Here is a 26,934-nt window from a genome sequence, read left to right as displayed (position 1 = left end):
GACCGGAATATTGAAATGTATCATTCATTTATAAAGTACTACTTTTTAGCATCTACCGACACATTCTTACCAACTCGGATTCTGGGTCAGATTCTTATTCAAATCCCTTTCATTCTGCGGGATCGGCCACAAGTAATGCTTAGCCGGATTAAATACCCGGTTTTCGATCCTCACATAACCGTTATCGGCACCGACCACATCACCGGTTTTTAATCCGTGACACCAGCCGTTCAATACATTCTCTGCCGTTTTCCAACGGATGATATCCTTATGGCGCAATCCCTCCAATGCCAATTCACACCGACGTTCCCGCCGAACGATGTTTTTCAAGGCTTCCGGTCCGCCACCGGGGAAATCCAAAGCTGTAGCATCGACAAATCCGGCTCTTTCCCGAATCAAACGAATCGTTTTATTCCAGGCAGAGGCATCCAATTGTCCCAATTCGGCTAAGGCTTCCGCATGCATCAATAAAACATCTGCATACCGCAGAATAATCATATTCAGCCCCGACATATGGGTACTCCGATACGTCTTATCCCAATATTTTTTAATATAATATCCCGTCGGTGAACAGTCGGAAGAGTAACCGAAACCGTCCGGAACACTTTCTCTGTCACAATTTATCACATGTTCGGTACCGTCTGCCAAAGTATAGCTATTACCCGTATAAGCGATGGTTGCAGCCAAACGGGGATCACGGTTTACATAAGGCTGTGATTCACTGTATCCCGAACCGGTTTCATGAATACCTTTACCGTTGAGCATCACATAATCGTCCACCAGTTCCTGAAGCGGAGCCAATTGAGCATATCCCCCCAAAGAAGGCGGTAAAAATTCATACTGTTCGTTTTGTTCCCGGTCTAAAGCAATATATTGCAAATCCAGAATCACTTCCTGATTATTTTCATTGGCAACTTCGAACAAACCACTGTAACTCGGGAATAAACTGAACGGTCCTTCCTGCATAATCCGGCCGGTTACCTCTTTTAATTCCCCCCAGCGTCCTTCAAACAAAAGAATACGGGCTTTCAGTCCCATAGCCGCCCAACGGGTAATACGTCCTTTATCCGTATCTCCATAGGCTGACGGCAAACATTCCGAATCGATCACCTGACTCAAATCCGTCAACAGTTTTTCAACAATTTCAGCTTTCGGTGTACGGGCAATACTTTGTGACTGGGCTATCGAAATATCATTGGTAAAATAAGGAACATCCCCGAATTTGGATAACAGCTCAAAATAATGAAAATCCCGGATCACACGGGCTTCTCCCCGGTAACGCTCCCTCAATTCATCGGATAACCCCGGTACTTTATCTATATTTCCCAATAATTTATTACATACCCGTATTCCGGCATAACGGCTATCCCATACCAATTTCACATAGTTATGCGCCGTTGAATAGCTCCCGTTACCGATTGCCTGGTTCAACGTATTATTCACTTTCGTATAGGCATTATCCGACATGGCATCGGCATACAACAACTCTTCCGCACTGATCATTGTCGGATAACAGGCGTTTACTCCATTTATCGCCGATTCCGGTTTGTCCCAGGCCGTAAGATCAGTTTCTCTGTCGTAAGGAGCCGTATCGAGGTCGATGCAAGACACCGCAGCGACAGACATTATAGCCAAGAGACCTGTTTTTATGATATTTTTTTTCATTTTCAATCCCTTTTAAAATTTAACATTCAAACCGCAGGAGATAACTCTGGATACCGGATAAATACGTCCGCCACCGTCCGTTGTCTCGGGGTCCCAACCGCCTTTGATATGACTGTGGGTAAACAGATTCTGTCCGCTGACATACACTTTCAAATCCTTAATACAGGCTTTACGCAACCATTTGGCGGGGAAAGTATACCCCAATTGCAGGTTTTTCAAACGCAAATACGAACCGTCCTGAATCCAGAAATCCGATTTTGCAGCATTATTAGCCGATTCGGAACCGACAGTAAGGCGAGGATAGGTAGCATTCGGATTCGAAGGAGTCCAACGATCCTGGTGGAAATCCAGTACCGGTCCCTCGTTGTTGTTGTGGAACGCCTCTACAGCCTCCCCGCGCAACCATACACTCCGTTTGCCGACGCCTTGCCAGAACATCGAAAAGTCAAAACCTTTCCAAGAGAAACCGTAGCTGAACCCATAAGTATAGTGGGGATAGTTATTGCCGAGAATAAAACGGTCGTCGTCTTCTTTGATCACACCGTCCCTTTTTCCTCCGGGACCGGATTTATCGATATAACGGATATCTCCGGGTTTCGGCGTAATACCGTCCAGATGGGGACCTTTCGCTACCTCTGCCTCATTCTGGAAAAAGCCGTCCCAACGATATGCATAATAAGAATTGATCGGATAACCTTCTTTAATAATGGTATTGACATCATAGCCATTGATCCATTCCACCCCTTTGGTATCTACAACCTCATTGTAGCTGTCGGAAATATTACCGGAAATCGTATGCTCTATACCACCGGTCTTAAACCGATAGCTTGCAGCAATCTCCCAACCGTAGTTTTTCACTTTACCGGCATTTTGTATCGGCGCACCGCCACCGTATATTCCCGGCACCGGCAATGCGATCAAAATGTCACGCGTCATATTATGGAAAAAGTCAGCAGATATATTCAGTGCATTGTCCAGCAATCCCAAATCCACACCGGCATTAGCCATACGGGTCGTCTCCCATTTCATATCCGCATTGGCAGAACCGTATCCGGCCGTATTGACAACATTATTTCCGAAATTATATCCGGGAGCAACACTGATCGTCGACAAATACTGGTAATTATCAATACGGTTATTTCCGACCAATCCCCAGGAACCGCGCAATTTCAGGGAAGGGATATAATCCCGGATGCCTTCAAAGAACTTTTCTTCCGAAATTCTCCATCCCAAAGAGAAAGAGGGGAAAAGGGCCGAACGGTTCCCTTTGGCAAACTTCGAAGACATATCGTCTCTTAAATTGGCTTCAAACAAATAGCGTCCTTCGTAATTGTAATTCAAACGGGCAAAAACAGAATAAATCGCCCAGTCACTGGCCCATCCTTCATTACCGGTACCGGTCGTCTGAGCTCCGGCCATAATATCGTAATTCGGAGCATCGCTCAAACGATAGGTCTGAAAACTGTTGTCACGACTTCCTTCATAAGAATATCCGACCATAGCACCTACGGTATGTTTACCGAAAGTCTTATCGTACGTCAGCATCAGATTGGTCGTAATATTCTGCGTACGTCCGAAATTTTCCGTCATCCGGTTTTCCGTATCTCCGGACCCCGGGATATCGATTGCCTTCCGGTTTTCATGCATCCGGTTATTATACAACTGACCTCCGACCATACCTTTCAACTTCAACCCGTCCCATATATGCAATTCAGCTGATAAAGTGGCAGAAAGGTCGTCGTTCATACTCTTCCGGTATCCACCCCGTTCCAAACGGGCCAAAGCATTGGAATTACTTCCGCTCGGGAACGTATAGTTACCGTCTTTATCCTTGATCTCGTAAATAGAAGGCATACGGTTGGCCTGTTCGATCAACCATTCCGTCCAATAAGCATGATCCTTGATTTCATTGCGGGCATAAGCAATCGTCGCATCAATTGTCAGATTTTCATACATTTTATGATGCAAATTCAAACGGGCATTGTAACGTTTCAAACCGTAATTCGGCCCTTTAAACATACTGCCCTGATCCATATAACCCATGGATAACAAGTAAGTCGTCCTGTCATTACCCCCGGTCAAAGACAAGCTGTGAGATTGCTGAGGAGTTGCTTTCTTATATAACTCCTCGATCCATTTCACATTCGGTCCTCCATGCCGGTAATAGTTGATCTGTTCCGGGGTAAAAGCGGTCGGCCGGCCGGAATTCACCAATGCCTCATTCCTCAATTCAGCATAAACCCAGGAATCCACAATCTTCGGCAAGCAAGTCGGGTCCTGCCATCCGTACATAAATTGATAATTGATCTCCGTTTTATTCGCACTTCCCTTCTTTGTGGTAATCAAGATCACTCCGTTAGAAGCCCGTGAACCGTAAATAGCCGTAGAAGATGCATCTTTCAATACGGACATACTTTCAATATCAGAAGGATTTACGTTCTGAATATCCCCTATAATCCCGTCGATGATCACCATCGGATCGTTATTATTCAAGGTATTCAATCCCCGGATATTAATACTCGGACGCATACCCGGCTGCGAATTGGATTGTTGGATAACCAATCCGGGCGTAGTTCCCTGCAAAGCCTCGACAACGTTTGCAACCGGCTTGCCGGCAAGTTCTTTAGAAGAAATTGAAGCCACAGCTCCGGTCAAATTCACTTTCTTTTGCGTCCCGTAACCGATAACCACCACATCTTCCAGACTGATCGTCTCCGGCTGCATAACAATATCCAAAGCCGTCCTGCCCTTTACCGCTATCTCCTGCTGCTGAAAACCGATACAAGTAATCACCAGTACAGCATCAGGTGCTGCATTCAAAGTGAATTCCCCGTTAATATCGGCAGCCGTCCCGACTCCGGAACCTTTTATTAATACTGTCGCACCTATCAATGCTTCCCTGTCGGCAGCAGATGTGATTTTTCCTTTGATCGCAATCGTTCCCTGTTGAGCAAACAACGAACCGGCCACAAGCATGTTCAAACAAACAAGCCAGACCATTGCAAACAATCGTTTCGCCACTCGTGATCCCTCCGAGGGCATAATCATGTACTTCTGTACATTCGAATCAGATGATTGTTTCATAATTGATTGAGTTTTGCAAAAATTTTTAACACACAAAATACTAATTGTCAATAAATTATTACCGTCTTAATTAATATATTCCAATTTTTCGTTCTTTAAATAATTTTCTTTTCTGATTTGGATTTTCCGTTTTTTTCCTGGTTTTAAAACGTATGCACTTTTCAGCACACATAAAAAGGCAAACTTTTTTTTATTTTCTTTTTCTATTGTTTGGTATTAATTTTATTTTCTATATTTGCACATGTCTAATATGTTCAAACATGATGCAAATGTAAGTATATTTTTGAAAAAAAAAATTTTTAAGCATATTTTTTATGCGAAGAATATAAAAAAACAAAATCAGAAGACATGACCCAATACACTGTAGGTATTGATATCGGTGGTAGTCACATAGGTTCGTGCGTGGTAGACCTCTCCTCCGGTTCTATTTTAGACAATACCATAATTAAAAAGGAAGCCGATAATACAGCTTATCCATCTGTCTTGTTAAATGTATGGACAAAATGTATCCAAGCCAGTATTTCAGCTTCCGGCGTGAATCCGCAAGGCCTGGGTTTTGCATTTCCGGGCCCTTTCGATTACAGGAACGGCATTTGTAAGATCGAAGGAGTAGATAAATTCGAACATTTGTTCGGCCTGGACGTAACCCATTCCCTGTTATCGGCATTGCAATCCGCAACAGGCCTGGAAGTTCGGTACATTAACGATGCAGGGGCATTTGCTTTGGGGGAAGCCATCGGCGGTTGTGCCCGGGACGCCAACCGGATCATTGCTCTTACACTGGGAACCGGTATCGGCTCCGGTTTTATCGCCGGCAAGCAATTGATCGAAACCGGTCCTTCCGTACCTGCAAACGGCTGGGTGTACAATCTGCCTTTTGATGGCGGTATTGCCGACAATGCCTTTTCAACCCGTTGGTTCTGCCATCGCTTCTTCGAATTAAGCGGAAAAACGGTCGCAGGAGCCAAAGAAATTGCAGACCAGGTGCCCGCTAATCCGGTTGCAGGACAAATATTCAAAGAATACGGACAACGGCTGGCAGACTTTATTCTGCCGCTAGTCCGTCAATTCCAGGCTGATATTGTTGTTCTGGGAGGCAATATTTCCAGGGCCTATTCCCTATTCGGCCCCAGTTTGGAAAGCCGTCTCAGCCAACAAGGTGAAAACATCGCCATCCGCCTGTCTTCATTACGGGATAACGCCGCAATGCTGGGGGCAGCCTCCTTATTTATTCATCACAAGCATTAAACGATTCGATATGGAAAAATTCAGAAAAACGTCACAATACTTATTACCTTTGGAAAAACCGGACAATACGCCGGGACAATACGATGTATACCCAACTTTTAACCTGGGTAACGGAAAAATCAAAGCCGGTTTTCACTCTTTAGCCGATGAAATCGCCAGGGAAAAAACGGTCGTTATCGACGGCTATATCGGGGTACTTTTTGATTTGTTCAAACAAGAACTGAACCTTTGCTTACAAGCCAAAGGTATCCAAGCCGTTTGGTGGGACATCCGTGCCGCCCTGAAATCAGAAGAAGAAATCAATACGTTAGCAGCACCCTTCCTCGGCGGCGACGATCCTATTTTCGGGAAAAGAGCCGATTTTAATTTATCGGACTACTTCGACGCCGGGCAACTGAAAAAGATACAACCGGATCCTCAGGCTCCGATGAACATTCTCGTCGGATGCGGAGCTTCGCTGGCAGGCTGGAAAGGCAAGCTTATATATATCGACCTCCCCAAAAACGAAATACAATTCAGAGCCCGTGCCGGTGTTATCCACAACCTCGGGACCTCTCAAACCGCAGCCCCGAAAGTGATGTACAAACGTTTCTATTTTGTAGACTGGGTACTTCTCAACCGGCATAAAAAAGCGATACTTCCCAGCATTGACATCATGGTGGACGGACAACGACCGCAAGAAATCAGTTGGATGAAAGGCGAGGAGTTACGTCAGGGGCTTAAAACATTAGCAACAAACGGATTCCGGGTACGTCCCTGGTTTGAACCGGGTGCCTGGGGAGGTCAATGGATCAAAGAACACATCGAAGGACTTCCCAAAGATGTTCCCAACTATGCCTGGTCATTCGAACTGATCGTACCGGAAAACGGTATTTTATTCGAAAGCGACAAAAATATGCTGGAAGTTTCTTTCGACAGCCTGATGTACGAAGCCGGAACAGCCGTTGTCGGCGAAGCCTGTTACAATGAATACGGGGATGAATTTCCCATCCGCATGGATTATCTGGACAATTTCGACGGGGGCAACCTGTCTATCCAATGCCACCCCAGAAGAGAATATGCCCGCCGGAATTTCGGTGAAGTACTTACACAGGAAGAAACGTATTATGTGCTGGACTGCAAAGACGACGCCGTCGTTTACCTGGGCTTCCAGGAAAGTATCCAACCCGCCGAATTCGAAGCGGCTTTAACCGAAAGCTTCCAAAAAAATACGCCCCTGGATGTGAACCGGTACATACTGTCCCATCCTGCCCATAAACACGGCCTGTACCTCATTCCTCCCGGTACGTTACACAGTTCGGGACGCAATAACCTGGTTCTGGAAATCAGCACAACGCCATACATTTTTACATTCAAAATGTACGACTGGCTGGCTCTGGACTTAGACGGGACCCCCAGACCCCTGAATATCAAACGGGCAATGGAAAACCTTTATTTCGACCGGAAAGGGGAAAAGGTAAAACAAGAGCTGATCTCTCACCCGGCCCTTCTGGAAAAAGGGGCAGACTGGGAGCTCTGGCACTTACCTACCCATCGGGACCATTCCTACGATGTACACCGCTACACATTCCATACGGATGTAGAGGTAAAAACCGAAGGAAAATGCCATGTACTGAACCTGGTTGAAGGTGAAAAAATCCTGATCGAAACGGCCGGAGGTGTGCGTCAGCAACTTCATTATGCAGAAACCTATGTCATTTCGGCTGCTGCAGGAAGTTACCGTCTCATCAATCAGTCGGGACGGGAAGTACAGGTTGTCAAAGCGTTTATGAAATAATAAAACCCCAAGTCCGAAAATGCCACAAACATTTTCGGACCTTTTCAACTTCGATTATTCATTCCGGCCAAACAGCCCGATAAATCATAAATTAAAAATCTACACATGAACCGTCATCAAATACAACTGCTGCTTCCCATATTGTTCGGTTTTTTCATTATGGGATTTTGTGACGTAGTCGGAATCTCTTCCAGCTATGTCAAGCAAGACTTCGGATTAACAGAAACCGAAGCCAACTTCCTGCCTTCTATGGTTTTTATCTGGTTTTTCGCATTCTCCGTACCGACAGGTTTATTGATGAATAAAATCGGCAGAAAAAATACCGTGTTGGTCAGTATGTTATTCACATTCCTGGCCATGCTGCTACCGCTTATTCAATACAATTACACCATCTGCCTGACGGCTTTCGCTTTACTCGGAATCGGAAACACCATTTTACAGGTATCCCTGAATCCGCTTTTATCGAATGTCGTCAGTGAAGAAAAGCTAACCAGCAGCCTGACGGCCGGACAATTCGTAAAGGCCATCTCCTCTTTTTGCGGCCCTATTATAGCGGCCTGCGCTACAGCCTGGTTCGGCAATTGGCAATATATGTTCCCCTTATTCGCTGCCATTACCCTGATTTCTACGGTTTGGCTCCTGCTGACAGCCGTTCCCCGCGAACAAGCCGGACAAAATGTTTCGTCCTTTAAAGACTGTTTCGGATTACTCGGTAACAAGACCGTTCTCTGGCTTTTCCTGGGTATCGTATTCGTTGTCGGAGTCGACGTAGGCATGAATACCGTAACCCCTAAAATCCTCATGGAAAGATGTGGCATGGCACTTAGTGAAGCAGGCTACGGCACCAGTCTCTATTTCGCATTCCGGACAGCCGGAGCCTTTATCGGAGCCATTATACTGGCCCGTTACGCATCCGGAAAATTCTTTCTCTACAGTATCTTTACCGCCCTGGCAGCTTTGATCGTACTATTATTTGCACAAGAAAAATGGCTTATTTGGGGGGGAGTCAGTGTTATCGGTTTTGCTTGCGCCAATGTATTTTCAATCCTGTTCTCTTTCGCACTACAAACCGTACCGGAAAAAGCCAACGGTGTTTCCGGATTAATGATTATGGGAGTTGCCGGAGGCGCCATTATCCCTGTTTTTATGGGACTGGCAACCGAAGCCGTCGGTTCACAAACCGGAGCCACCCTGATCATCGGATTGTGTATGGTCTATTTATTATTCTGTGCCCTTGCATTCCGGAAAAAACATTAAAAAACAACTCTGACAACTTTAACGGCTTTTTGATTTTGTCTTTTTTATTTTCCATATTTTCCTCCTAATTTTGTCGTAAGGGGGAAAATATGGAATACCGTAAAATTATACATATCGATATGGATGCCTTCTATGCTTCCATCGAACAACGGGACAATCCGGAACTCCGGGGAAAGCCGGTTGCTGTCGGTAATCCGTCTAAAAGAGGCATTGTCGCCACGGCCAGCTACGAAGCCCGGAAATTCGGCATCCACTCCGCCATGTCATCCCAAAAAGCGATGCAATTGTGTCCCCAACTGATCTTTATTCCTTCCCGCATGGAAGTATACAAATCCGTTTCCCGGGAAATCCGGGAAATATTCCACCGGTATACCGACCTTATCGAACCTTTGTCCCTGGACGAAGCTTTCCTGGACGTCACTGAAAACAAAATGGGGATGGAGCTGGCGACGGATATTGCCAAAGCCATAAAGAAAAACATCCGCGAAGAATTGGGACTCATTGCTTCTGCCGGGGTTTCCTACAACAAATTTCTGGCCAAAATCGCTTCCGACTATCGTAAACCCGACGGTCTTTACGTCATTCACCCCGACAAAGCCCCTGAATTTATTGCCGGACTTCCGATAGAAGCTTTCTGGGGCATCGGCAAAGTAACCGCCCATAAAATGCACAGCCTCGGCATTCATACCGGAGAAGACCTCCGTAAATGCTCCGAAGAATTCCTGCACCGGAATTTCGGGAAAAACGGGATTGTATACCACGACTTTGCCCATGGCAACGATCCCCGGGATGTCGAAGCCGTCCGGGTCCGGAAATCCGTCGGATGCGAAACGACCTTCGACAAGGATATCGAGACTCCGATGGCGCTTATCATCGAACTATACCACATTACAACGGAACTGACGGGACGTCTGCAAAAAGCTGATTTCAAAGGCCGTACCCTTACTTTAAAAATAAAGTTTGCCGACTTCACCATTAGAAATCACAGTCTTACCGTCGAATACAACCTGACGACATTGCCCCGGATTCTTCCCTTAGCCAAGCAACTGCTCCGGGAAACCGACCTTCAGGGAAAAAGTGTAAGGCTGATGGGACTCAGTGTATCGACACCTTCAAGTCTTCCGCCGGACAAAAAACCGACACAGTTGAGCTTCGATTTTTAAAGTTTATTCCGGCATAAAAAAACTGTGCCGGATTTGAGTTCCGGCACAGTTTCACGCACTAAAAATCAGTTTTTCTCTTATTCTTTCTTCTTAAAATACTTCAGTTCTGTCAGAAAAGCCACCAACAAACCGATTCCGCCAAATACAAACAGACAAGCTCCGTAAATAATACTGATGACGTCTCCGGCCCTGTAATTCGTATCTCCCATTACATATCCGGGAATGCAATTCGAACAGATGACAAACCCGATCAAGAAGCCCAATCCGATACCGATCATCAAACAGGCTATCTTTAACGCGCTGAATGAAAAACGTCTCCCGCCAAACATGCCGAAATTCAACTTACCTTCTATCATCGAGGGATCAAACTTATCGCCCAATTTCTCAATAATAGCCATGCGCTCTCTCCTTCTTACAAATAATTCAAACAATCCGTAAATACTTGCAAAAACGATAAATGTAATCAAAGGTGCAGTTATAAAGTCCATAATCTTAAAATTTTATTATATTCAACATTTATATTCCAAATCGCAGCGACTTTTTGTTCTTTGCCTCTTTGACGCCAGAAATCTTCCCCGGTTACAACATTTCCGTAAAAAAATTTTTTATTTTTAATCCCTGAAATATGTAACCGACAGGCAGGAGGTACGTCAAAAGGACGACATGAACGAATTGGACGATACATACTACATCCGGAAAATACTGGACGGGGACATGGAATTCTTTTCCCGGCTGGTAGATCGGTACAGTCACCGTGTCTATTTACTCATTCTTAAAATCGTCCGTTATAAAGAAGAAGCAGAAGAACTAACACAAGACGTATTCGTAAAAGTATTTCAGGTGTTGCATTCTTTTAAGGGAGATTGCCGGTTTTCCACCTGGCTTTACCGGATAGCTTACAATACGGCTATCTCAGCAACCCGCAAAAAGAAACGTGAATTTTTATACATTGAAGAAAATACCATCGACAATGTCCTGGACGAAAAAGTACAGGAAACTTTAGATGATGAGCAGAACGAAGAACAATTACAAAAACTGGAAAAAGCAGTAAGCCTGTTACCCCCGGATGAGCGCGGACTGATCAGCCTCTTTTACAACGAAGCTCATTCCATCGAAGAAATTGCTGAAATAACAGGCTTATCGGTCAGCAACATTAAAGTAAAACTGCACCGGGTACGTAAAAAACTATATGTTATCCTGAAGGAGGAAATATCATGAACAGGGAAGAATTAAACGACAAAGCGCTACAGGAAATATTCAAAAGAATATCGGCAAGCCCGCTACCGGAAAAACTGAACAGGCAGATCATGCAGAAAGTTCAGAAAGCACGGAAAAGACGAGAACTACGAAACATAGCTATCGTTGTATTCACTTCTATCGCAATGCTGGTATCCGCCTGCTATGTATTGATTCATTACCTGGATTTCAATCCGGTTGAAGTTTTCAGCCCGGTACTGAAAAAGCCGGCAAACATTACCCTGTTCCCCGGCTTTACCCTTCTTTTGTGTGTTATGCTGCCGTCAACCTTACTCCTATGGATAGATTACCGGTTTCGAAAACATTTTAAAAATTTACTTTAAAAATTTTATTTTAAACGGGCTGCCAATATCCGGGCTGCCACCTCATGTTCCTTTACAGTCGGATGATCTTTCGTCGGCAAATAAGGAAAAAAACAAGAAGAGATATGCCTTCCCGGATTTTCCTTCCGGAGTATTTTCACACTCTTCTCTACATATCCCGGCCAGGGCGATCCTTTATCTACAATATTCATCGGCCCTAAAGCACATATAATCTGCGCTTTCGGATAAACCGACAGCAGATTCCGGACAAAACCGCAATAGCGTTCCACGATGGTTTTCTCGCCGGGAACAGGATCCAGTTTCGACAAAAGCCAGGAATCGTTCTGCATCACATTGATAACGACTATATCCGGCTGCCAGGATGCAAAATCATGCTTCCGGCTGTAATCATGCGGATTATCCAAATCATAGATATCTCCCAACACCTGATCGTACCAACTCACCATCAAACCGATTCCGCTTTTGGAAATTATGGCATAATCGGCATCTGCCAATTGAGCCGAATAACCGGTAAAAGCCTTCATCGGATTCCAGTAAAAACGATCTACCGGATTCTCCCCTCCTTCCACATCAGCTTCGTCTCCATGCCCTGAGGACACCGAATCGCCGTAATATTCGACTTTCAGGGATTTTGCCGGTGTCACCTGCAGACAAGCCTGTCCGTCCACCCACAAGGTATGGAGAAAACAACCCATTGTCGTCGGATCGGTCCGTCGTCTCAAGGTAAATTTATGCCATGTATCCGGCAAATGTTCAGCTATCCGGTAAAGCTTACGCCCGGGCGTACACCGGATGATCACAGGGGTATCGTATCGATCGTCGATCACCACCTGTACGTAATTATCCGGAGCGTCACTATCCATCTCTACTAGCAAAGTCGTCGTTTTACAGGTTAATTCCACCCCGCAAGCCGCCCAATACAACCCCAGACGATCGCCTTCCTTTACAACCCGGCCCAACTGCCGGAGCGTATCGTTATCGGCCGAAACAGCCTTCATCCCCACCTGCACGGGTAATCTTTCCGCCTTCAACTCTCCGAGCAATGCTATCAATCCGATCAAAATGAGTCCAATAACCTTCATTGCCTGACAAATAAATTTATTTCAGTTTTTCCAAAACCTGCCAACACTGGTATAAACCGCGGGGAACATGAAAACATCCTTTCCATTTACCTCCCTTCAAAGACAACAGAACTTCTCCCCGGCGATTCAGATAACCGAACCATTCCGGACATTCCGGATCCTTAAAATGTGTCCACACATAATCATGCACCCGCTTAAACCACTCCAAACACTCTTCCGAACCTGTCAGTTGATACCCCTTCAACATACTGATCATGGTCTCGATATGCACCCACCACAACTTCTGGTCCCATTCCAACTGCTGCTGAGGATGTCCCAAACGATCCATAAAATAGAAAATCCCGTCGTACTTTTCATCCCAACCGTATTTCACCATTTTCAAAGCAATATCTTTCGCTTTTTCCACCAGTTCCGGACGTTTCAGACGTACCCCCAAATCCATAATAAACCACATCGCTTCGATCGCATGCCCCGGATTGACCGACCGGCCTTCAAAAGTATCCGATAATTCCCCCTCCACCGTTACATTTTCCACCACAATTCCCAACTCCGGCCGGTAAAAAACATCCATTACCTCATGGATACAAACCTCCATGCATTTTTTCAGGTAATCCTCCCCTAATAAATGTTCGATCTCAAGAGCCAGATTACACAAAATCATCGGCAATGCAAAATTTTTCAGATTACGGGTTCCCGGATAAGCCTTGTTCCATTTCCCTTTGGGATTATCCAGCTTTGTCTGGATTTTATCGAATGTCTTCCTGGCAATTTCAGCATACCCGGCATCGCCGGTGGCCAGGCTCAATTGCCCGAAAGCCATCGTTGCAAAAGTATAAGAAAAGATATTATAAGGCTCGACCAACGGACGCCCCTGACGATCCAACGCAAAATACCAATTGTAATCCCCGTCATGACCGTACTTTTTCAGGAACTCTCCACCCTGCACAGCGCAATCAAGCCATTCCTTCCGTTTCTCCACTTTATTGTAAAGCATGGCAAACATCCACACCTCACGGCCTTGCAACCAGATAAATTTATCGGTATCAAAGACCCGTCCGTCTCTCTCCAAACAAGTAAAATACCCTCCGTATTCCTTATCCTGTGAAAAATCGAGCCAAAAAGGCAACACATTGTCCAACAACTCACCTTTATATTGTTTGGCCAGTTGTTCAAAATCCATATCCATATCTTCCTATTTATATTGTAATAAAATCACTAATCGTCTGATATAAAACCTTAAATCAGATTAATTATTAAGAGTAATGATATAATAACAAACAAAAATAATCATTATTTAAAATATACCGGCATAATTATTAAATTATTTTAGAATATATCCTGTATATAGGAAATACTTTGATCTAATATCTGTTTTTTCCCTTTATCAGCGTTTGTAATAAAACCGGCTCATTGGTTGTGATATAATCGACACCTTTCTCCATCATCTCTTTCATGACTTCCGGCCGGTCCACCGTCCAGACATTAACCGTCATACCCAGACGATGACATTCTTCCACCCAGGAAGGATGCTGCTGGATAACGGCGTAATTATAGTCTACCCCCGTACATCCCAACTCCTTAATCTGTGCCGGAGTTAAATCACTTGATAAATAAGCGGATCGTACCCGGGGAGAGCACCTTACAATCTCTTTCAAAACATGTTTACTGAATGAAATATATTCGGTTTTCTTTTCCAGCCCGGCCTTTTTTACCATTTGCAACACCAGTTCAACCACGCGCGTCTCTTTCTCCGGTGTCGAATGAGGCTTTATTTCCAATATCAACCGGGTTTTACCGATTTTTTTCCCGGCTTTCAGATATTCTTCCAGCGTAGGAACACCTTCGCCGTTTGCCAGCCGGATATTTTTCACATCTTCGTAAATACTTTTCTCGATCACGATTCCTTCCACCACCGCATCGTGAACAACGACCGGCACACCATCAGAGGTCAGCTGGACATCAAACTCACTACCGTAACATTTAATTCCACCGGCTTCCTGTAACGCTACAATCGAATTCTGGGCCGAATTTTCTTTGTTCCAATACCCGCGATGGGCAATCACTTTCGGCCCGTTTTCAGCCTGAAGCTGTATACAAAAACCCAGCATAACCAACCAGGCTAACAGAATATTTTTCATAAACAAATCGTTTTAAATTCAATCATATCAACCGGTCAACGAACGGCGACTGCCGTAACAACAGCCCGTTGAACCCCATTACTACTCGGCTTTATCGTTTCTTTCCCATTAATCAACATACAGGATGACCCACCTCCGTCCAAGTTCAGAGCATCCACACAACCCAAATCTTTCAAAATACAGGCCACATCTTCCAAAGTCAAACCAGATACACCCGGGGTAACATTCCGTCCCTCACAAACAAAAAAGATCAGTTTTTGATCCCTGGTTATGCCGATAGCTGAACGGGGATGATTCGCCAATGCACCGATTCCACTGGCATCCCCGAACAACTCCTGGCTGTATGTATTCTGATAAACATCGGCCTTTACCAGTACAGGTCCCCCGCCGATAGCGTGTCTGACGTTCCATACCCGGCCACCTTGAGGAAAATCGGCAGAAGGCTCCTGAAGAGGGGTTTCTTCTTCATTATTTTGCGCCGGAGCGGGATAAGCATACATCTGATCTCCGACAGTATATACCCAATTTACATCATAAACGCCGTCATTTCCGACACCGAAAGCTCCCCGCGTCGGATAGAACGTAAGATCAGACTGCCACACAGGCTGCGCCGGGGCCAATATTCTCCCCTCCTTACACAACATACTTACCGTATTCCCATCCCAGAAATAACCTGCATTCATTATGACTGCCGGCTTCACCGTTTCTGTTTCGTAAAACTGTGCCGGAGTCTTACTGCCGGAAACATCTCCCAAAATCAAAAATTCGGCACCTTTTTCCGTATCTACAACGGCAATGTATGCCACAGCATTCTTGCCTCTCAACACAGCAGGCGACTTATAAACTTTCAAATAAACAGGTAACTCTCCAAATGCATTTGTCACTTGCCACCCTTGTGCTTCCGGACCGGAATCCCCTTCCCCCGGTTCAGGATTTCCCGAAGGGAACTCATAATCCGGCTTACCTCCAACCTCGCTCCCGCAACTTATCAATACTCCCCAAAATACCCATACGATCAACCCTAAAAAAAGTCCTTTTTTCGTCATAACCCTGTTTTTACAAAAAATCATTCTTTTTTCATCCTTTTTTCAATAACCGGATACAAATATTCAGCATATCTCATAAACCCCAAATCCGTAAAATGTATACCGTCAACAGTTGCCTCAGCATCATCACCTATTATCTTTTCAGAAGGCAACAGCCAAATCGATTTTTCACCCGCTTTCTTCAATCTGTCGAATACGATATGTAAAGCTTTATTTTTCCGCTCGATCTCCTGCTGCATGACCCGATCGTATTTACTATGCGTAAAAGGCGGATCTTCAACAAAAATGACAGGTACATCCGGAGCCTTATCCCGGATAATCCGGAAAAAACGTTCGGCTTTCTCTTCTATCTGCTGCACACTGGCATTGGGTACAAAATCTAAAATATACAGAGCGGCATCCCGGTTTGTCATAATTCCGGCGATCTCATAATCCAACTGCCCGTTTCCGCTAAAACCCAAATTCACAAACTCCCGGTTCAACCGGCGGGAGAGGATATTGGTATGAGCCATTCCCGGACGCGAAGCACAGCCTCCCTGCAAAATACTCGTACCATAACACACCACTGGTTTGTCCCGAACAGGTAAATCCACTTTAGGCTGTCCGATCGAAGCTGTCGAATCTACCCCTATTTCCAAAGAAACAACTCCGTCATACAATGGCAGATAAAGCATATATTCCCGCTCTACAGGCTCCATATTGGAAATGATCACAGCCGTATTCTCTTTACCCTCCGGACGGGCAACATTGACAAAACGCCATTTCTTACCTTCTAACGTATACAAATCCAACCCCTGAATCCCCGTCAATGCCATGTGGCTCATAGTTACCTGAGCCCGTAATGTCCAGCGCACGGCAATAGCTTTGGAATCGGAAACAAAACGTATCGCTAATCCAGCCGTATTTTTTCCCAGTTCCCAAATAGGGGGACGGGTATTTCCGTTCAGCAAAGCCGGTAAACGCTCGTATCTGGTTTCCGTCTTTTCCGATATTTTCCCCAAAAGCGGAAAATCGGAAGCGGGATAATAAACAAACTGGGCCTGTAATGTCATTCCACACAAACACCAAAGCAATATAAAAACGAAAAACTTCATTGAATTCACATTTATTTTACCAAGTCCATGGACTCATTTATTGTATTTGCAATTTATTTAAATATAAGTTTTACAACAGCATATACCGACGTTTTAATTGCAGATTTCAGATTTACGATTTTAGATTATACCCACAGTCCTTCCCTGCAAAAAGAAGAGTCGTAAACCATAAATCAAAAATCGTAAATCGTAAATCGTAAATCAAAAATAAACCGGTCAAAAACAACATCCGGCAACTTTTCCATCCTTCGGCAATACAAAAGACAAAAACTATTTATGGACAGTCACCAGATAATTATCGATACCTTGTTTGACATATTGCCATTGATTTTTTTGTTTCAAATGGATCATATCAAACAGAAAATAACCGTCACAGGCATGAATAGCAGCATCCACCGACTTCGTTATCGCCTGATTGACGACAGCATCTCCGGCCGTTGCCCACTGACCGTTGCCGACATCCGGCCCTCCGATAACGGGCGCAGCTCCTTTAATAAGGTCCATCGCGTTCCGGCAAAAACCCTGAATCGTCCATTCCGTATTCCCGTAAACAGCGGTAGGTGCAGCATAAGCTCCTATCAATATCTGATCCATATGATCTGCGTAACCGTAATTTTTATAATCTGCCGTCGCCCATGAATATTTCAAAGACGTATTGTAATCGGGACTCGCCCAATTTACACCGTTGGCGTAATAAGTTGAATACCATCCACCTACATACACACCGAATTTAACTTCCGGATTACGGGCCTTTATCCGGGTGCGGGCCTTTACCATAAAATCATGAACAACCTTTACCCTGAATTCGAGCCATTTTTTAAAATAAACCGGTACCTCAGACGGAATATTTCCTTCCGTTATATCTGTCCGCATAACATCTCCCGGAAAATCAGCAATTTCATGTCCTAAAAAAGCCTCAAACTTTTTCCGGGTATAATCCGAAAAATCACTGGCTAATCCCTCAAAACGTCCCCGGTCCAGAATAATACCGTCCAAACCTTCATAAGCAGCCAGATCTTCCAGCAAACCGCAAATATAATTTTGCACATCTTCGTTTACCGGATTAAAAAAACGTTCTCCGCCGGTTTGCTCATCCAAAGCACTGTGTATACCGCTATCGGACAATTTATAGGTTACCCAGGCCGCTTTTTCATCATCCCTGAAGACAACCCCTGCATTTCCCAAAGCCGTCACATTTCCTCCGACAAAAGTATTGAAACCGGCATGCACCCGCAGGCCCAAACGATGTCCTTCGTCGATAAAGGCCTGTAAATAATCCCAGGTTGCCGTACGGTTAACTTTCGTGTACACACCAGACACCCAGGCTCCCAACCATTCGACTTGACTGCCGGCAGTTGTTTTAAACAATACATCTCCGTTTGTAGGCCGGACATCCACAACAATATCGGTAAATCCGGACTCCTTTGCCAACCCGAGATCTCTGGCTATGTTTTCTTTACTATTCGCAAAATCCGGGAAATTGGCTGCCGCATCTATCCAGATATAGCGGGGTTTTTCTGCCTTCGGATCGGTCTCCTCCTCATCGTCGTCCCCGAATTCCCAGGAATGTTTATTCCCGTCATCTCCACACCCCACCCCCAGAAAACCGGACAAAACAACCGCAAAAAACGCATAAAAAACTGACTTCCAAACATTATTCATACAAAATACACGTATATAGAAACTGTGTCAAAACTTTCCCCCTTTATAAAGGAGGCAGAAAGTTCCGACACAGTTTTCAATTTATTACAAATCTATACAATCAAACTGATACCCGGCAATACAACCATTGGTAAACATGAAATAGAGATACAGATAATATCCGTTATCCGAAACCCGGAATGCCACGTCCGCTGTACCGTTTCCATTAGCAGGCTGTCCGATGTATTTCGGACCGAAACCGGTAACTCCGCCGTCATACGGAGAAGCCCATTCCACAACCGGATTACCGGAATCCCATCCCCATTCTGTTGCCACAGCTCCGGTATAATTGGCCAAAGAAGAAACATTGAGCATAAATACCCGGTCGGCATCTCCCCAGGTCCACGGATTTACCCAGGCATAACTCATATATTTGCCTTTGTTGAACTCAACATAGTCAACCGTATTGCAATAGAAATTCGTATTCAACGGATCGAGTTTCTGACGGGTTACGTTCGTTGCACCGTTCACCCAGGCAGCCGTATTGTCGGCATAGGATACCACGAAATAATCACTGTTAACATCCGTAGCCGAAGTATAGATCACATCACAATGCAATCCCCATACGGTCGGACCCGTTACGGTTACGATTTCCGGAGTCTGGGATGTCACCTGTCCCCCTACGATCGTCCAGCGGGCAAATGCCGTTGTATTTACAATCGGAGCCGTAATAATGGCATCTCCGTCCACACTACCTCTGACAGAAAACTTACGTCCAAGTTCATATTGAGGCGTATTCTCATAAGAGATCAACTCCTGAGGCGTACCGGTAACTCCGGCTATCTTCCATATCTTAAAATATTTATTATTGGCACCGTCGTTAGGCGACAAATTACAGATCAAAATATTCCCCGCTTCATCTCCCGTCGTATTGAAGTTGATCAGATTTCCGGTGATAGCCCCCAAATCGATCTCACCGACTTTCTCTCCGGTTTTTGCATCGATATAAATACTCTTTTCAGCACGGGTATTCAGAACAATATACTTACCGATCGCAGCCATACCACCGGTGAGATTAGCCGTCGTTATACCTAAATCCGCATTCAGTTTCTTGATAAACAATTCTTTCACACTACCTTTCCGGATACCGACATTCAGTTTTTCCGGCAACCGTTTCTGCACGGTATAAACACTCTTGGTAACACCGTCATGGGCCGTTACCGTCAATTGCACGTCCTCGTCATAATTCAGGGCCACAGTCCTCGGGTCCGGAGAAATTGTCGCATGATACGAAAGGGTAACATCCGCCAACACTTCGCCGATATTATCGGTAGACACCAGAGACACCGTTTTTTTATCCTGATCGATCACTCCGGAAATGCCCAGGCCCGGCAAATTGAATTCCTCCAGCAAACAAGCCGTACTTTTACGAATCTCTCCTTTTACGATATAGCGGTTGCTTTCTTTCCGCTGATTCTTAACGGTTACGACGTTCTCCTTCGTCAAATCCATGTACAACAAAGCAGGACTAATCGTCACATTATCCGCCAACGATGCACTCATACGCATATTGGTAAACTTATCCATCGTCATCACATTGTCCGTGTTTTCCGGATAGTAATAAGGAATAACAATGATAATCTCATTTTTTCCTTCTTCCACAATACCCTTAAAATTACCGGAACCATCCTCGAAAGTAGCCGTTATACTACTTATACCGACAGCAGCAACATCCGGCACTACTGTTTCCACATCCTGGCATCCGCCTAGTAAAAGACACAACGCCGCGATCAATTGTAAAATCGTATATTTTTTCATAGTCGCAATCATTTTATTTCCATTCGTCATATTGTTCGATACCCGAATTGTTCGACAACTCTGAAGAAGGAATCGGTAACACATAGGTTTTTTCTAAGAACTTTCTGTCCTGGAAATCACAATCCACATATTCATACCGGTTGTCTGCACCTTCAGAAGTGATTTTCATACCGTGGCAACGGTAATTGTTATACTCCTTATGAGCTAATTTCCAACGACGCATATCCCAATACAAATGTCCTTCATAAGCCAATTCAATTTTCCTTTCCTGACGGATAGCAGCCATCAACTCTTCTCCGGTAAGTCCGGATTTAGCAGGTAAACCAACCCCCGGACGGGTTCTCACAGCATTCATATCAGCCAGTGCCGCGCCCGTATTCCCCAGTCTGAAATTAGCTTCCGCACGATTCAGATATACTTCTGCCAGGCGGATTTCCACCCAACTCTGATCGCTATTATAGGTATAATCCGTATGCGTTTCATCCATCAACTTCCGCAGATAATACCCCGTTGTCGTTTTTCCCTGACAATAAGGGTCGTTACCGTACTCCAGGAATCTTCCCTTCGTTCCGCCGACGCTATTTTCCATCGTATTGCCTTTCCATTCGCATCCGTTATAGATAACCGTAGCCTGAAAACGAGGCTCCAGTTCTTCATACGGCGGCCGAACAGTCGTACCGTCTGCAACATGCCAAGGACTCCAGTCTACCTGAGTACCATCCGCTTTCTCATACGACTCCACCATTTCCTGTGTCGGAGTTCCGCTGCCTCCGCCATTTTCAATTTCTCCAAAAGGTGCATATGATTTGTCGAATCCATGAGACGGTCCCGTCCTCAAATATTCGTATTCCAGAATAGCTTCCGAATTGCCGCCTTTCCAGGCATCCCCATAAGCATCGGTCAAACTGTACATCTGCAAATTAAATACCGAGTCGGCACTGGCTTTCACCTTATCCCAGCGTTCTGCATAAAGCATTGCCCTGGATTTAAAAGCGAATGCAGCACCCTTGGTGATCCGGCCTCTATTTTCTGCCCCCCATTCTTTCGGTAACACAGAGGCAGCATAATCCAGATCTTTCTCAATCAGATCATAGGTTTCCTCTTTCGTACTGCGATTCTTGTTTTTCGACATATTCAAATCCGTATACAAAATCACACCTCCATGCCGTTTTGCCAGTTGGAAATAAAGATATGCCCTGAAAAAACGAGCCTGAGCCTCTAATTTCGCATTTACGTCCGTAGAAAACGTAGAGTATTTCTGCATTGTAGCCAAAAATTCGTTAATCCTCCGGATTCTTTCATAGGTTGCCCCCCAGGTGCCCAGCAGATTCTGATCCGGCGATATAAGCGCGGGATTGAATACATAATAGTTGGCATCCCCGGCCAAAGCCCCCATCGATACCGACCCGTACTTAAAGGTATTGGTCAATCCTTCCGTCAAATTACTGTTAAACTGGGCATTCCCGAATACCCCGTAACGATCGATATATGCATAAAATGTATTCAGGTAAAGATTCGCACTCGCCTCATCCTGCCAAATCATTTTATCGGATACCCGGTCGGTCGGTGTCGTATCCATAAAATCCGTACACCCTGAAAATCCGATCATCCCGACCAGTACAGCTAATTTTAATATTGTATATTTCATAATATTCGACTATTTTAATTAGAACGACAAATTAACGCCTACAGAGAATATCCGTTGTTGCGGATAATATCCGTTGGATACATTCGGTTGTTCCGGATCGATATTGTATTTCTGCAGTTCACTGATTGTAAACAGATTTTCCCCTTCCACATACACTCTTAAATTGGAAATACCCACGGCATTCATCCATTTTTGCGGGAAAGTATAACCGATCTGCATATTTTTCAAACGCAGATAATCCCCGTTTTTATACCAGAATGTAGAAGAATATGCATTATGCGTTGTCGGGGAATCGATTGTCAAGCGAGGTAATTTAGCACCCCGGTTATCTTCCGTCCAGGCATTTTCGACCAAATAGCGGGGAGAATTTGCATCGTGGTAAAAAGACAACGTCATTGAGGAATTATCCATACCGACACCTTCATAAACTCCGGTCAACGCCACATCCCGTCCCAATGCTCCCTGGAACATAAACGACAGGTCGATACCTCTCCAGGATCCGTTAAAGGTAAAGCCACCGACAAACTTCGGATAAGCATTCTTACCGACATAACCACGGTCCTGGTCATAAGTGATCTTACCGTCCCCGTTTCTATCCATGTAAATAATATCTCCCGGACGCAATTTTCCTTCATCACCGGGCAACATAGCCGAATTATCAATTTGCTCCTGGTTTTGATACAAGCCCAAAGCAATAAATCCGATCTGACTACCCACTTCTTTACCCGTTAATTTCAAGTAATCAGGGGTATTGATGTCGTCCGTATACCTCAACCAAATCCGCTTCGTATACGTTCCGTTCAAAGCTACCTTATAGGCGAAATCTCCGATCCGGTTACTATGGCTCAACACAAATTCAAAACCTTTATGTTCCTGTTTGTTCTTGTTTTCATAAGTCTGGTGGTAACCACCCCATGAATCGGGGAACCCACCCGTAACCTTACTCAACATATCGTAAAGGTATTTATAGAATACATCCACTTCCAGACCCAGTTTACCACCCCACATCGATAATTCGATACCACCGTTATATTGTAAACCCTTGGCCCAGGTCAAATTGAAATTAGGAACGACATTGGTCATCAATCCGCTGACAGCCTGTCCTCCGATCACGGCAGCCGGAGCATCCAGCGGCTTCAGGGTTGACAAGTCCATATAAGCATTTATACCTTCCGTCATACCCGTCAATCCCACACTTCCTCTCAACTTCAGGTTATCTACATAAGGCAATGCTTTTTTAAACCATTGTTCTTCCGACATTCTCCAACCCAAAGAAGCAGAAGGGAACGGTGCCCAACGGTTGCCTTTCTTCATACCACCGAATTTATAGCTGCCGTCATAACGGAAAGCCAGCTCTGCCAGATAACGATTGTCATAATCGTAATTCAAACGGGCTGCAAATCCGACATTCCGCTGATCGTAACTGCTACCGGCTACCGAAGATTTATCGGTACCTTTATTGACAGATTGCGAAAGTTCGTCCATACCGGCAAAATTAAAACCGGTCACATAGCCGCTCATATCGTTTCCTTTTTTCTGAACAGTTTCCATCAATGCCATAAACGCCACTTTGTGCTTACCGAATTGATTATCGTAATTCAAACTGGTATTGGTCGTAATATGCTCATAATGAGTCGTTCCTTCAGACAAGGCATATCCTTCCGACTTCTCTTTTATCGCGTAGTTTCTGGGATCCCAGGCTTCCGTATATTGAATATTGTCATTTACAGAACCCGGACGCGTAGCAATCATCGTTCTGTAAGGCGTAGAAAAAGCTTTTGACAGATTATAAGCCGCATCATAAGCCACCATAAATTTAGCTTTCAATCCTTTTACCCAGGGCACATTGTAATTCAAGGCCAAATTCGTTTCCACAACCATTTTACGGTTTTTATTATAACCGGAGAGCTCTGTTGCAGCCTCGGGACTTACCCACGTACTGGCCGTTCTGGTAGACACCGGCAGACCGTGATACATTTTGGGTGCATAAGGATGAGCACGCATAGCCTGTTGCGGAATGTTATTCCAATCTCCCGGATTGGCCGAAAAACCGGGTTGTCTCCGCTTTTCAATACGACCGGCAATACCTACCGTCAAATCCAGATTATTGGCAATAGTCGCATCGATATTGGAACGCAGATTGATACGGTTGTATTTGAATCCTTTCACATTACCTTCCTGATTGTAGCTTCCGATAGAAGCAAAATACCGTAATTTTTCAGAACCGCCGCTGGCATTCACATTATAAGTATAATTGCGTCCCAGGTCAAATGTTTCCTTATACCAGTTGGTGTTTCCCCAACCGTCGGAATCATCTCCATTCAGCATCATCTTCACATGCTCATCGGAGAAAACCGGAGCATTCCCGTCCATTTGACGAGCTTTATTGTACCAGTAAGCATACTCCGGTCCGTCCAGCATTTCCAACATTACCGCATTCTGGCTGACGCCATAAGAACCTGTAAACGTTATTTTGGAAGGAGCAACCTTTCCTTTCTTTGTCGTTACAATAATCACAGAGCTGGCATCCAAACCGTAAATAGCGGCAGAAGATGCATCTTTCAAAACTGAAATATTCGCGATTTCATTCGGATCTATTTCAGTAAAGTCACGCTGTACACCGTCCACAATATATTTTGCTCCGGCACCGCGAACGATAATACTGGCTCCGTCACTACCCGGCTGCCCGGAAGTCTGGTAGGAAATAACACCCGTAACCAAACCTCCCAAATGGTTAGCAATATTACCTACCGGAGCCCGCAATAATTCTTCCCCTCCGACCTGTGCCACCGATCCCGTCACGCTGGCCCGGCGCTGAGTGCCGTAACCGACAACGACAACCTCGTCCAAATTAGCTACATCATCCTGCAAAACAATGTCTATAACGGTTTGATCCTTCAAGGTTACTTCCTGGGTTTTATACCCCAAAAAGGAATAAGACAATATTTTCGGACCTTTTACATTAGCAGGAATTGTCAAAGAATAAAGACCGTTCACATCGGTTGCCGTTCCGATGGTCGTCCCTTTCACCATTACCGTAGCACCGATAACAATATCTCCTTTACTATCCGTAATTTTACCTTTGACGACAGACTGCGCGAACGCCATCCCCGCCGAAGTAAACACCATTAACAATGACAATATTGCTATTCTCATTATCAGGCAATTTCGAAAAAACAGAATGCCTCTTTTCATAGGAATGTTTTTTAATTAATAATTGAATTTAGGATTTTATTTAGTTGACTCTTGAATTGCTTCTTCCAGCGTATCCCACCAATCCCTGTTGATGATATGAACGATATCGAACAGCATAAGTCCGTCTCCTTTTTGCAAAGCCATTTTTACCGCCCGCTTAAATTGTTCCCGGTTGCCGTTGTACTGATCGACATAAATACTGCCCGTAACAGGCACATCGCCGCATACGATCTCTTTGGCCAATTGAGTACCGCCCTCTACTGAATACCAATAATCACGGCCTTCTCCCATCGCTGCCTCTGTGCGGTTTTTCATATTCGCCTCGTTCAATTGCTTCACCTCCTCAATCGTTACTTCGTTATAATACAGACCGGTCATGTATACATCCAGCAAATGGGCATATCCGGTTTTTTTATAGGAAGGCGTCGCCCAATCGTAATGCCTGGAAGGATCGTATTTCCGGCTTGCCCAATTTACGCCCAGCTCATAATACACCGGATACCAGGCTCCCGTATAATCCCCCAGTAAAAGGTGACTATTGATCTTTTTTACTTCTTTCCGTACCTCTTCCATAAAAGAAGTAATCACCCAAGACCGCCATTCTACCCATTTTTTAAAATGTTTTCCCGGCTTCCACACATCCTTACCGTTTTCTTTGGTCCAATAAATCAAATCTTCCGGAAATTTCTCCACTTTTACCCGGGCGTATTTTTCGAATGCTTTTTTGGACAACTCACTGAAATCCGAGGTAATACCGTCATAACGTACCCGATCCAGCACGATTCCGTCCAGGTCCTTGTACTTTTTCACAACCTCTTTGATAATATCCAGCTCGTATTTCCGAACTTCCGGATTCGCGGGATTGAGCATCCCGTTATAATTCCAGGTCATTTCAGAAATAGGCATAATCCGGTCGATCCAATACACCTGCGACTGCCATTCCGGATGCTCTTTATAAATAATGCCTCGCTGATGGAAATTATGACCACCGCTAAAAACATTCATCGACGCATGTACCCTCAGACCGATCTTACGGGCCTCTTTTATAAAAATGCCCAACATATCATAATTTCCGGCACGCGTAATGCCTTTCCATTCACCCATGTAGGGGGCATAATCACTTTTGTAAAGCACTTCACCCATAATGGATTTGATATCCACCACCACATCCGTAAAACCGGTTTTCTTTACCTTATTTAAATAATAAGCAATCGAATCCGGATAACTCAAACGTTTGTAGTTAGCCTCACAATCAAACCACATGTACTTCGGTTTAACCTCTGCTTTTGCCCCAAGAACCAGCATAATCAGAAGGGGCAGTAGTAATTTTTTAATCATCAATCCCAATTTTATTACATTAACCAATAATAAGTCTCAAAAAACGTTTATATAAATTGTAAATTTTAGATTGTAAATTTTAGATTATCTGGCAAGCTGATTCGGCATCAAATTCTTTCAGTCCAAAATCGTCAATTTAAAATCTGTAATTAAAACGTTC

At 44.6% G+C, this 26,934-nt stretch carries 19 protein-coding genes; 6 read left to right on the top strand and 13 right to left on the bottom strand.

The window, feature by feature from the left end; translation table 11 throughout:
- Positions 1–66: 66 nt before the first annotated feature.
- Positions 67–1,665: a RagB/SusD family nutrient uptake outer membrane protein gene (locus tag DD657_RS11995; protein WP_118774638.1), complete on the bottom strand. Its 1,599-nt coding sequence runs from the start codon at positions 1,663–1,665 to the stop codon at positions 67–69.
- A gap of 12 nt (positions 1,666–1,677) precedes the next feature.
- Positions 1,678–4,749: a SusC/RagA family TonB-linked outer membrane protein gene (locus DD657_RS11990; RefSeq protein WP_287050016.1), complete on the bottom strand. Its 3,072-nt coding sequence runs from the start codon at positions 4,747–4,749 to the stop codon at positions 1,678–1,680.
- A gap of 348 nt (positions 4,750–5,097) precedes the next feature.
- On the opposite strand from DD657_RS11990, the gene DD657_RS11985 reads away from it, so the two are divergent.
- From DD657_RS11985 to dinB, 4 genes are all read left to right on the top strand, one after another.
- The gene (locus DD657_RS11985; RefSeq protein ID WP_021986815.1) at positions 5,098–5,997 is read left to right on the top strand and encodes an ROK family protein; all 900 of its coding nucleotides are present in this window, start codon (positions 5,098–5,100) and stop codon (positions 5,995–5,997) included.
- A gap of 10 nt (positions 5,998–6,007) precedes the next feature.
- Complete coding sequence (locus DD657_RS11980; protein ID WP_287050014.1) at positions 6,008–7,774, top strand: class I mannose-6-phosphate isomerase; 1,767 nt, start codon at positions 6,008–6,010, stop codon at positions 7,772–7,774.
- 105 nt (positions 7,775–7,879) lie between these two features.
- Positions 7,880–9,031: an MFS transporter gene (locus DD657_RS11975; RefSeq protein ID WP_021986817.1), complete on the top strand. Its 1,152-nt coding sequence runs from the start codon at positions 7,880–7,882 to the stop codon at positions 9,029–9,031.
- A gap of 89 nt (positions 9,032–9,120) precedes the next feature.
- On the top strand, positions 9,121–10,194 hold the full coding sequence (gene dinB / locus DD657_RS11970) for a DNA polymerase IV (RefSeq protein ID WP_287050012.1): 1,074 nt from the start codon (positions 9,121–9,123) through the stop codon (positions 10,192–10,194).
- Positions 10,195–10,271: 77 nt separating this feature from the next.
- On the opposite strand, the gene DD657_RS11965 is transcribed toward dinB, so the two are convergent.
- Positions 10,272–10,685, bottom strand: coding sequence for a DUF6249 domain-containing protein (locus DD657_RS11965; RefSeq protein WP_287050025.1), 414 nt, complete (start codon positions 10,683–10,685; stop codon positions 10,272–10,274).
- 172 nt (positions 10,686–10,857) lie between these two features.
- Here DD657_RS11965 and DD657_RS11960 point away from each other — a divergent pair, with 172 nt between their 5' ends.
- Both DD657_RS11960 and DD657_RS11955 read left to right on the top strand, forming a co-directional pair.
- Positions 10,858–11,412: an RNA polymerase sigma factor gene (locus DD657_RS11960; RefSeq protein WP_068691811.1), complete on the top strand. Its 555-nt coding sequence runs from the start codon at positions 10,858–10,860 to the stop codon at positions 11,410–11,412.
- The gene (locus DD657_RS11955) at positions 11,409–11,774 is read left to right on the top strand and encodes a hypothetical protein (RefSeq protein ID WP_021986821.1); all 366 of its coding nucleotides are present in this window, start codon (positions 11,409–11,411) and stop codon (positions 11,772–11,774) included. Before DD657_RS11960 ends, DD657_RS11955 begins: the two co-directional genes overlap by 4 nt.
- Before the next feature lie 5 nt (positions 11,775–11,779).
- Here DD657_RS11955 and DD657_RS11950 read toward each other — a convergent pair whose 3' ends face one another.
- The 10 genes from DD657_RS11950 to DD657_RS11905 all read right to left on the bottom strand — a co-directional run bounded on the left by DD657_RS11950 (position 11,780) and on the right by DD657_RS11905 (position 26,774).
- On the bottom strand, positions 11,780–12,856 hold the full coding sequence (locus DD657_RS11950) for an SGNH/GDSL hydrolase family protein (RefSeq protein WP_287050009.1): 1,077 nt from the start codon (positions 12,854–12,856) through the stop codon (positions 11,780–11,782).
- Positions 12,857–12,872: 16 nt separating this feature from the next.
- Positions 12,873–14,036, bottom strand: a complete 1,164-nt coding sequence (locus DD657_RS11945; RefSeq protein WP_068692415.1) for a n-acyl-d-glucosamine 2-epimerase — start codon at positions 14,034–14,036, stop codon at positions 12,873–12,875.
- A gap of 181 nt (positions 14,037–14,217) precedes the next feature.
- Entirely contained in the window at positions 14,218–14,994 is a 777-nt protein-coding gene (locus DD657_RS11940; RefSeq protein WP_287050007.1) for a glycerophosphodiester phosphodiesterase family protein, read from the bottom strand.
- 35 nt (positions 14,995–15,029) lie between these two features.
- Entirely contained in the window at positions 15,030–16,040 is a 1,011-nt protein-coding gene (locus DD657_RS11935) for a phosphodiester glycosidase family protein (protein ID WP_287050005.1), read from the bottom strand.
- 20 nt (positions 16,041–16,060) lie between these two features.
- A complete protein-coding gene (locus DD657_RS11930) occupies positions 16,061–17,134 on the bottom strand; it encodes an SGNH/GDSL hydrolase family protein (protein ID WP_287050003.1) in 1,074 nt (357 codons plus the stop codon).
- A 270-nt stretch (positions 17,135–17,404) separates the two neighbouring features.
- Positions 17,405–18,796 (bottom strand): alpha amylase family protein, encoded by a 1,392-nt coding sequence (locus tag DD657_RS11925; protein WP_287050001.1) that lies wholly within the window; start codon positions 18,794–18,796, stop codon positions 17,405–17,407.
- A gap of 84 nt (positions 18,797–18,880) precedes the next feature.
- Positions 18,881–20,593, bottom strand: coding sequence for a DUF5018 domain-containing protein (locus DD657_RS11920; protein WP_287050000.1), 1,713 nt, complete (start codon positions 20,591–20,593; stop codon positions 18,881–18,883).
- A 13-nt stretch (positions 20,594–20,606) separates the two neighbouring features.
- On the bottom strand, positions 20,607–22,241 hold the full coding sequence (locus DD657_RS11915) for a RagB/SusD family nutrient uptake outer membrane protein (RefSeq protein ID WP_021986829.1): 1,635 nt from the start codon (positions 22,239–22,241) through the stop codon (positions 20,607–20,609).
- Between the two features lie 18 nt (positions 22,242–22,259).
- Positions 22,260–25,397 carry a SusC/RagA family TonB-linked outer membrane protein gene (locus DD657_RS11910; RefSeq protein WP_082989301.1) on the bottom strand — a complete coding sequence of 1,046 codons (3,138 nt, stop codon included), beginning with the start codon at positions 25,395–25,397 and terminating at the stop codon, positions 22,260–22,262.
- Between the two features lie 75 nt (positions 25,398–25,472).
- On the bottom strand, positions 25,473–26,774 hold the full coding sequence (locus DD657_RS11905) for an alpha amylase family protein (RefSeq protein ID WP_021986831.1): 1,302 nt from the start codon (positions 26,772–26,774) through the stop codon (positions 25,473–25,475).
- Positions 26,775–26,934: the final 160 nt, after the last annotated feature.

This window comes from Culturomica sp., from assembly GCF_003524185.1.
GTDB lineage: Bacteria > Bacteroidota > Bacteroidia > Bacteroidales > Marinifilaceae > Culturomica > Culturomica massiliensis.
Note: the sequence above shows the minus strand (reverse complement) of the source record. Positions and strands in the feature narration are given on the sequence as shown.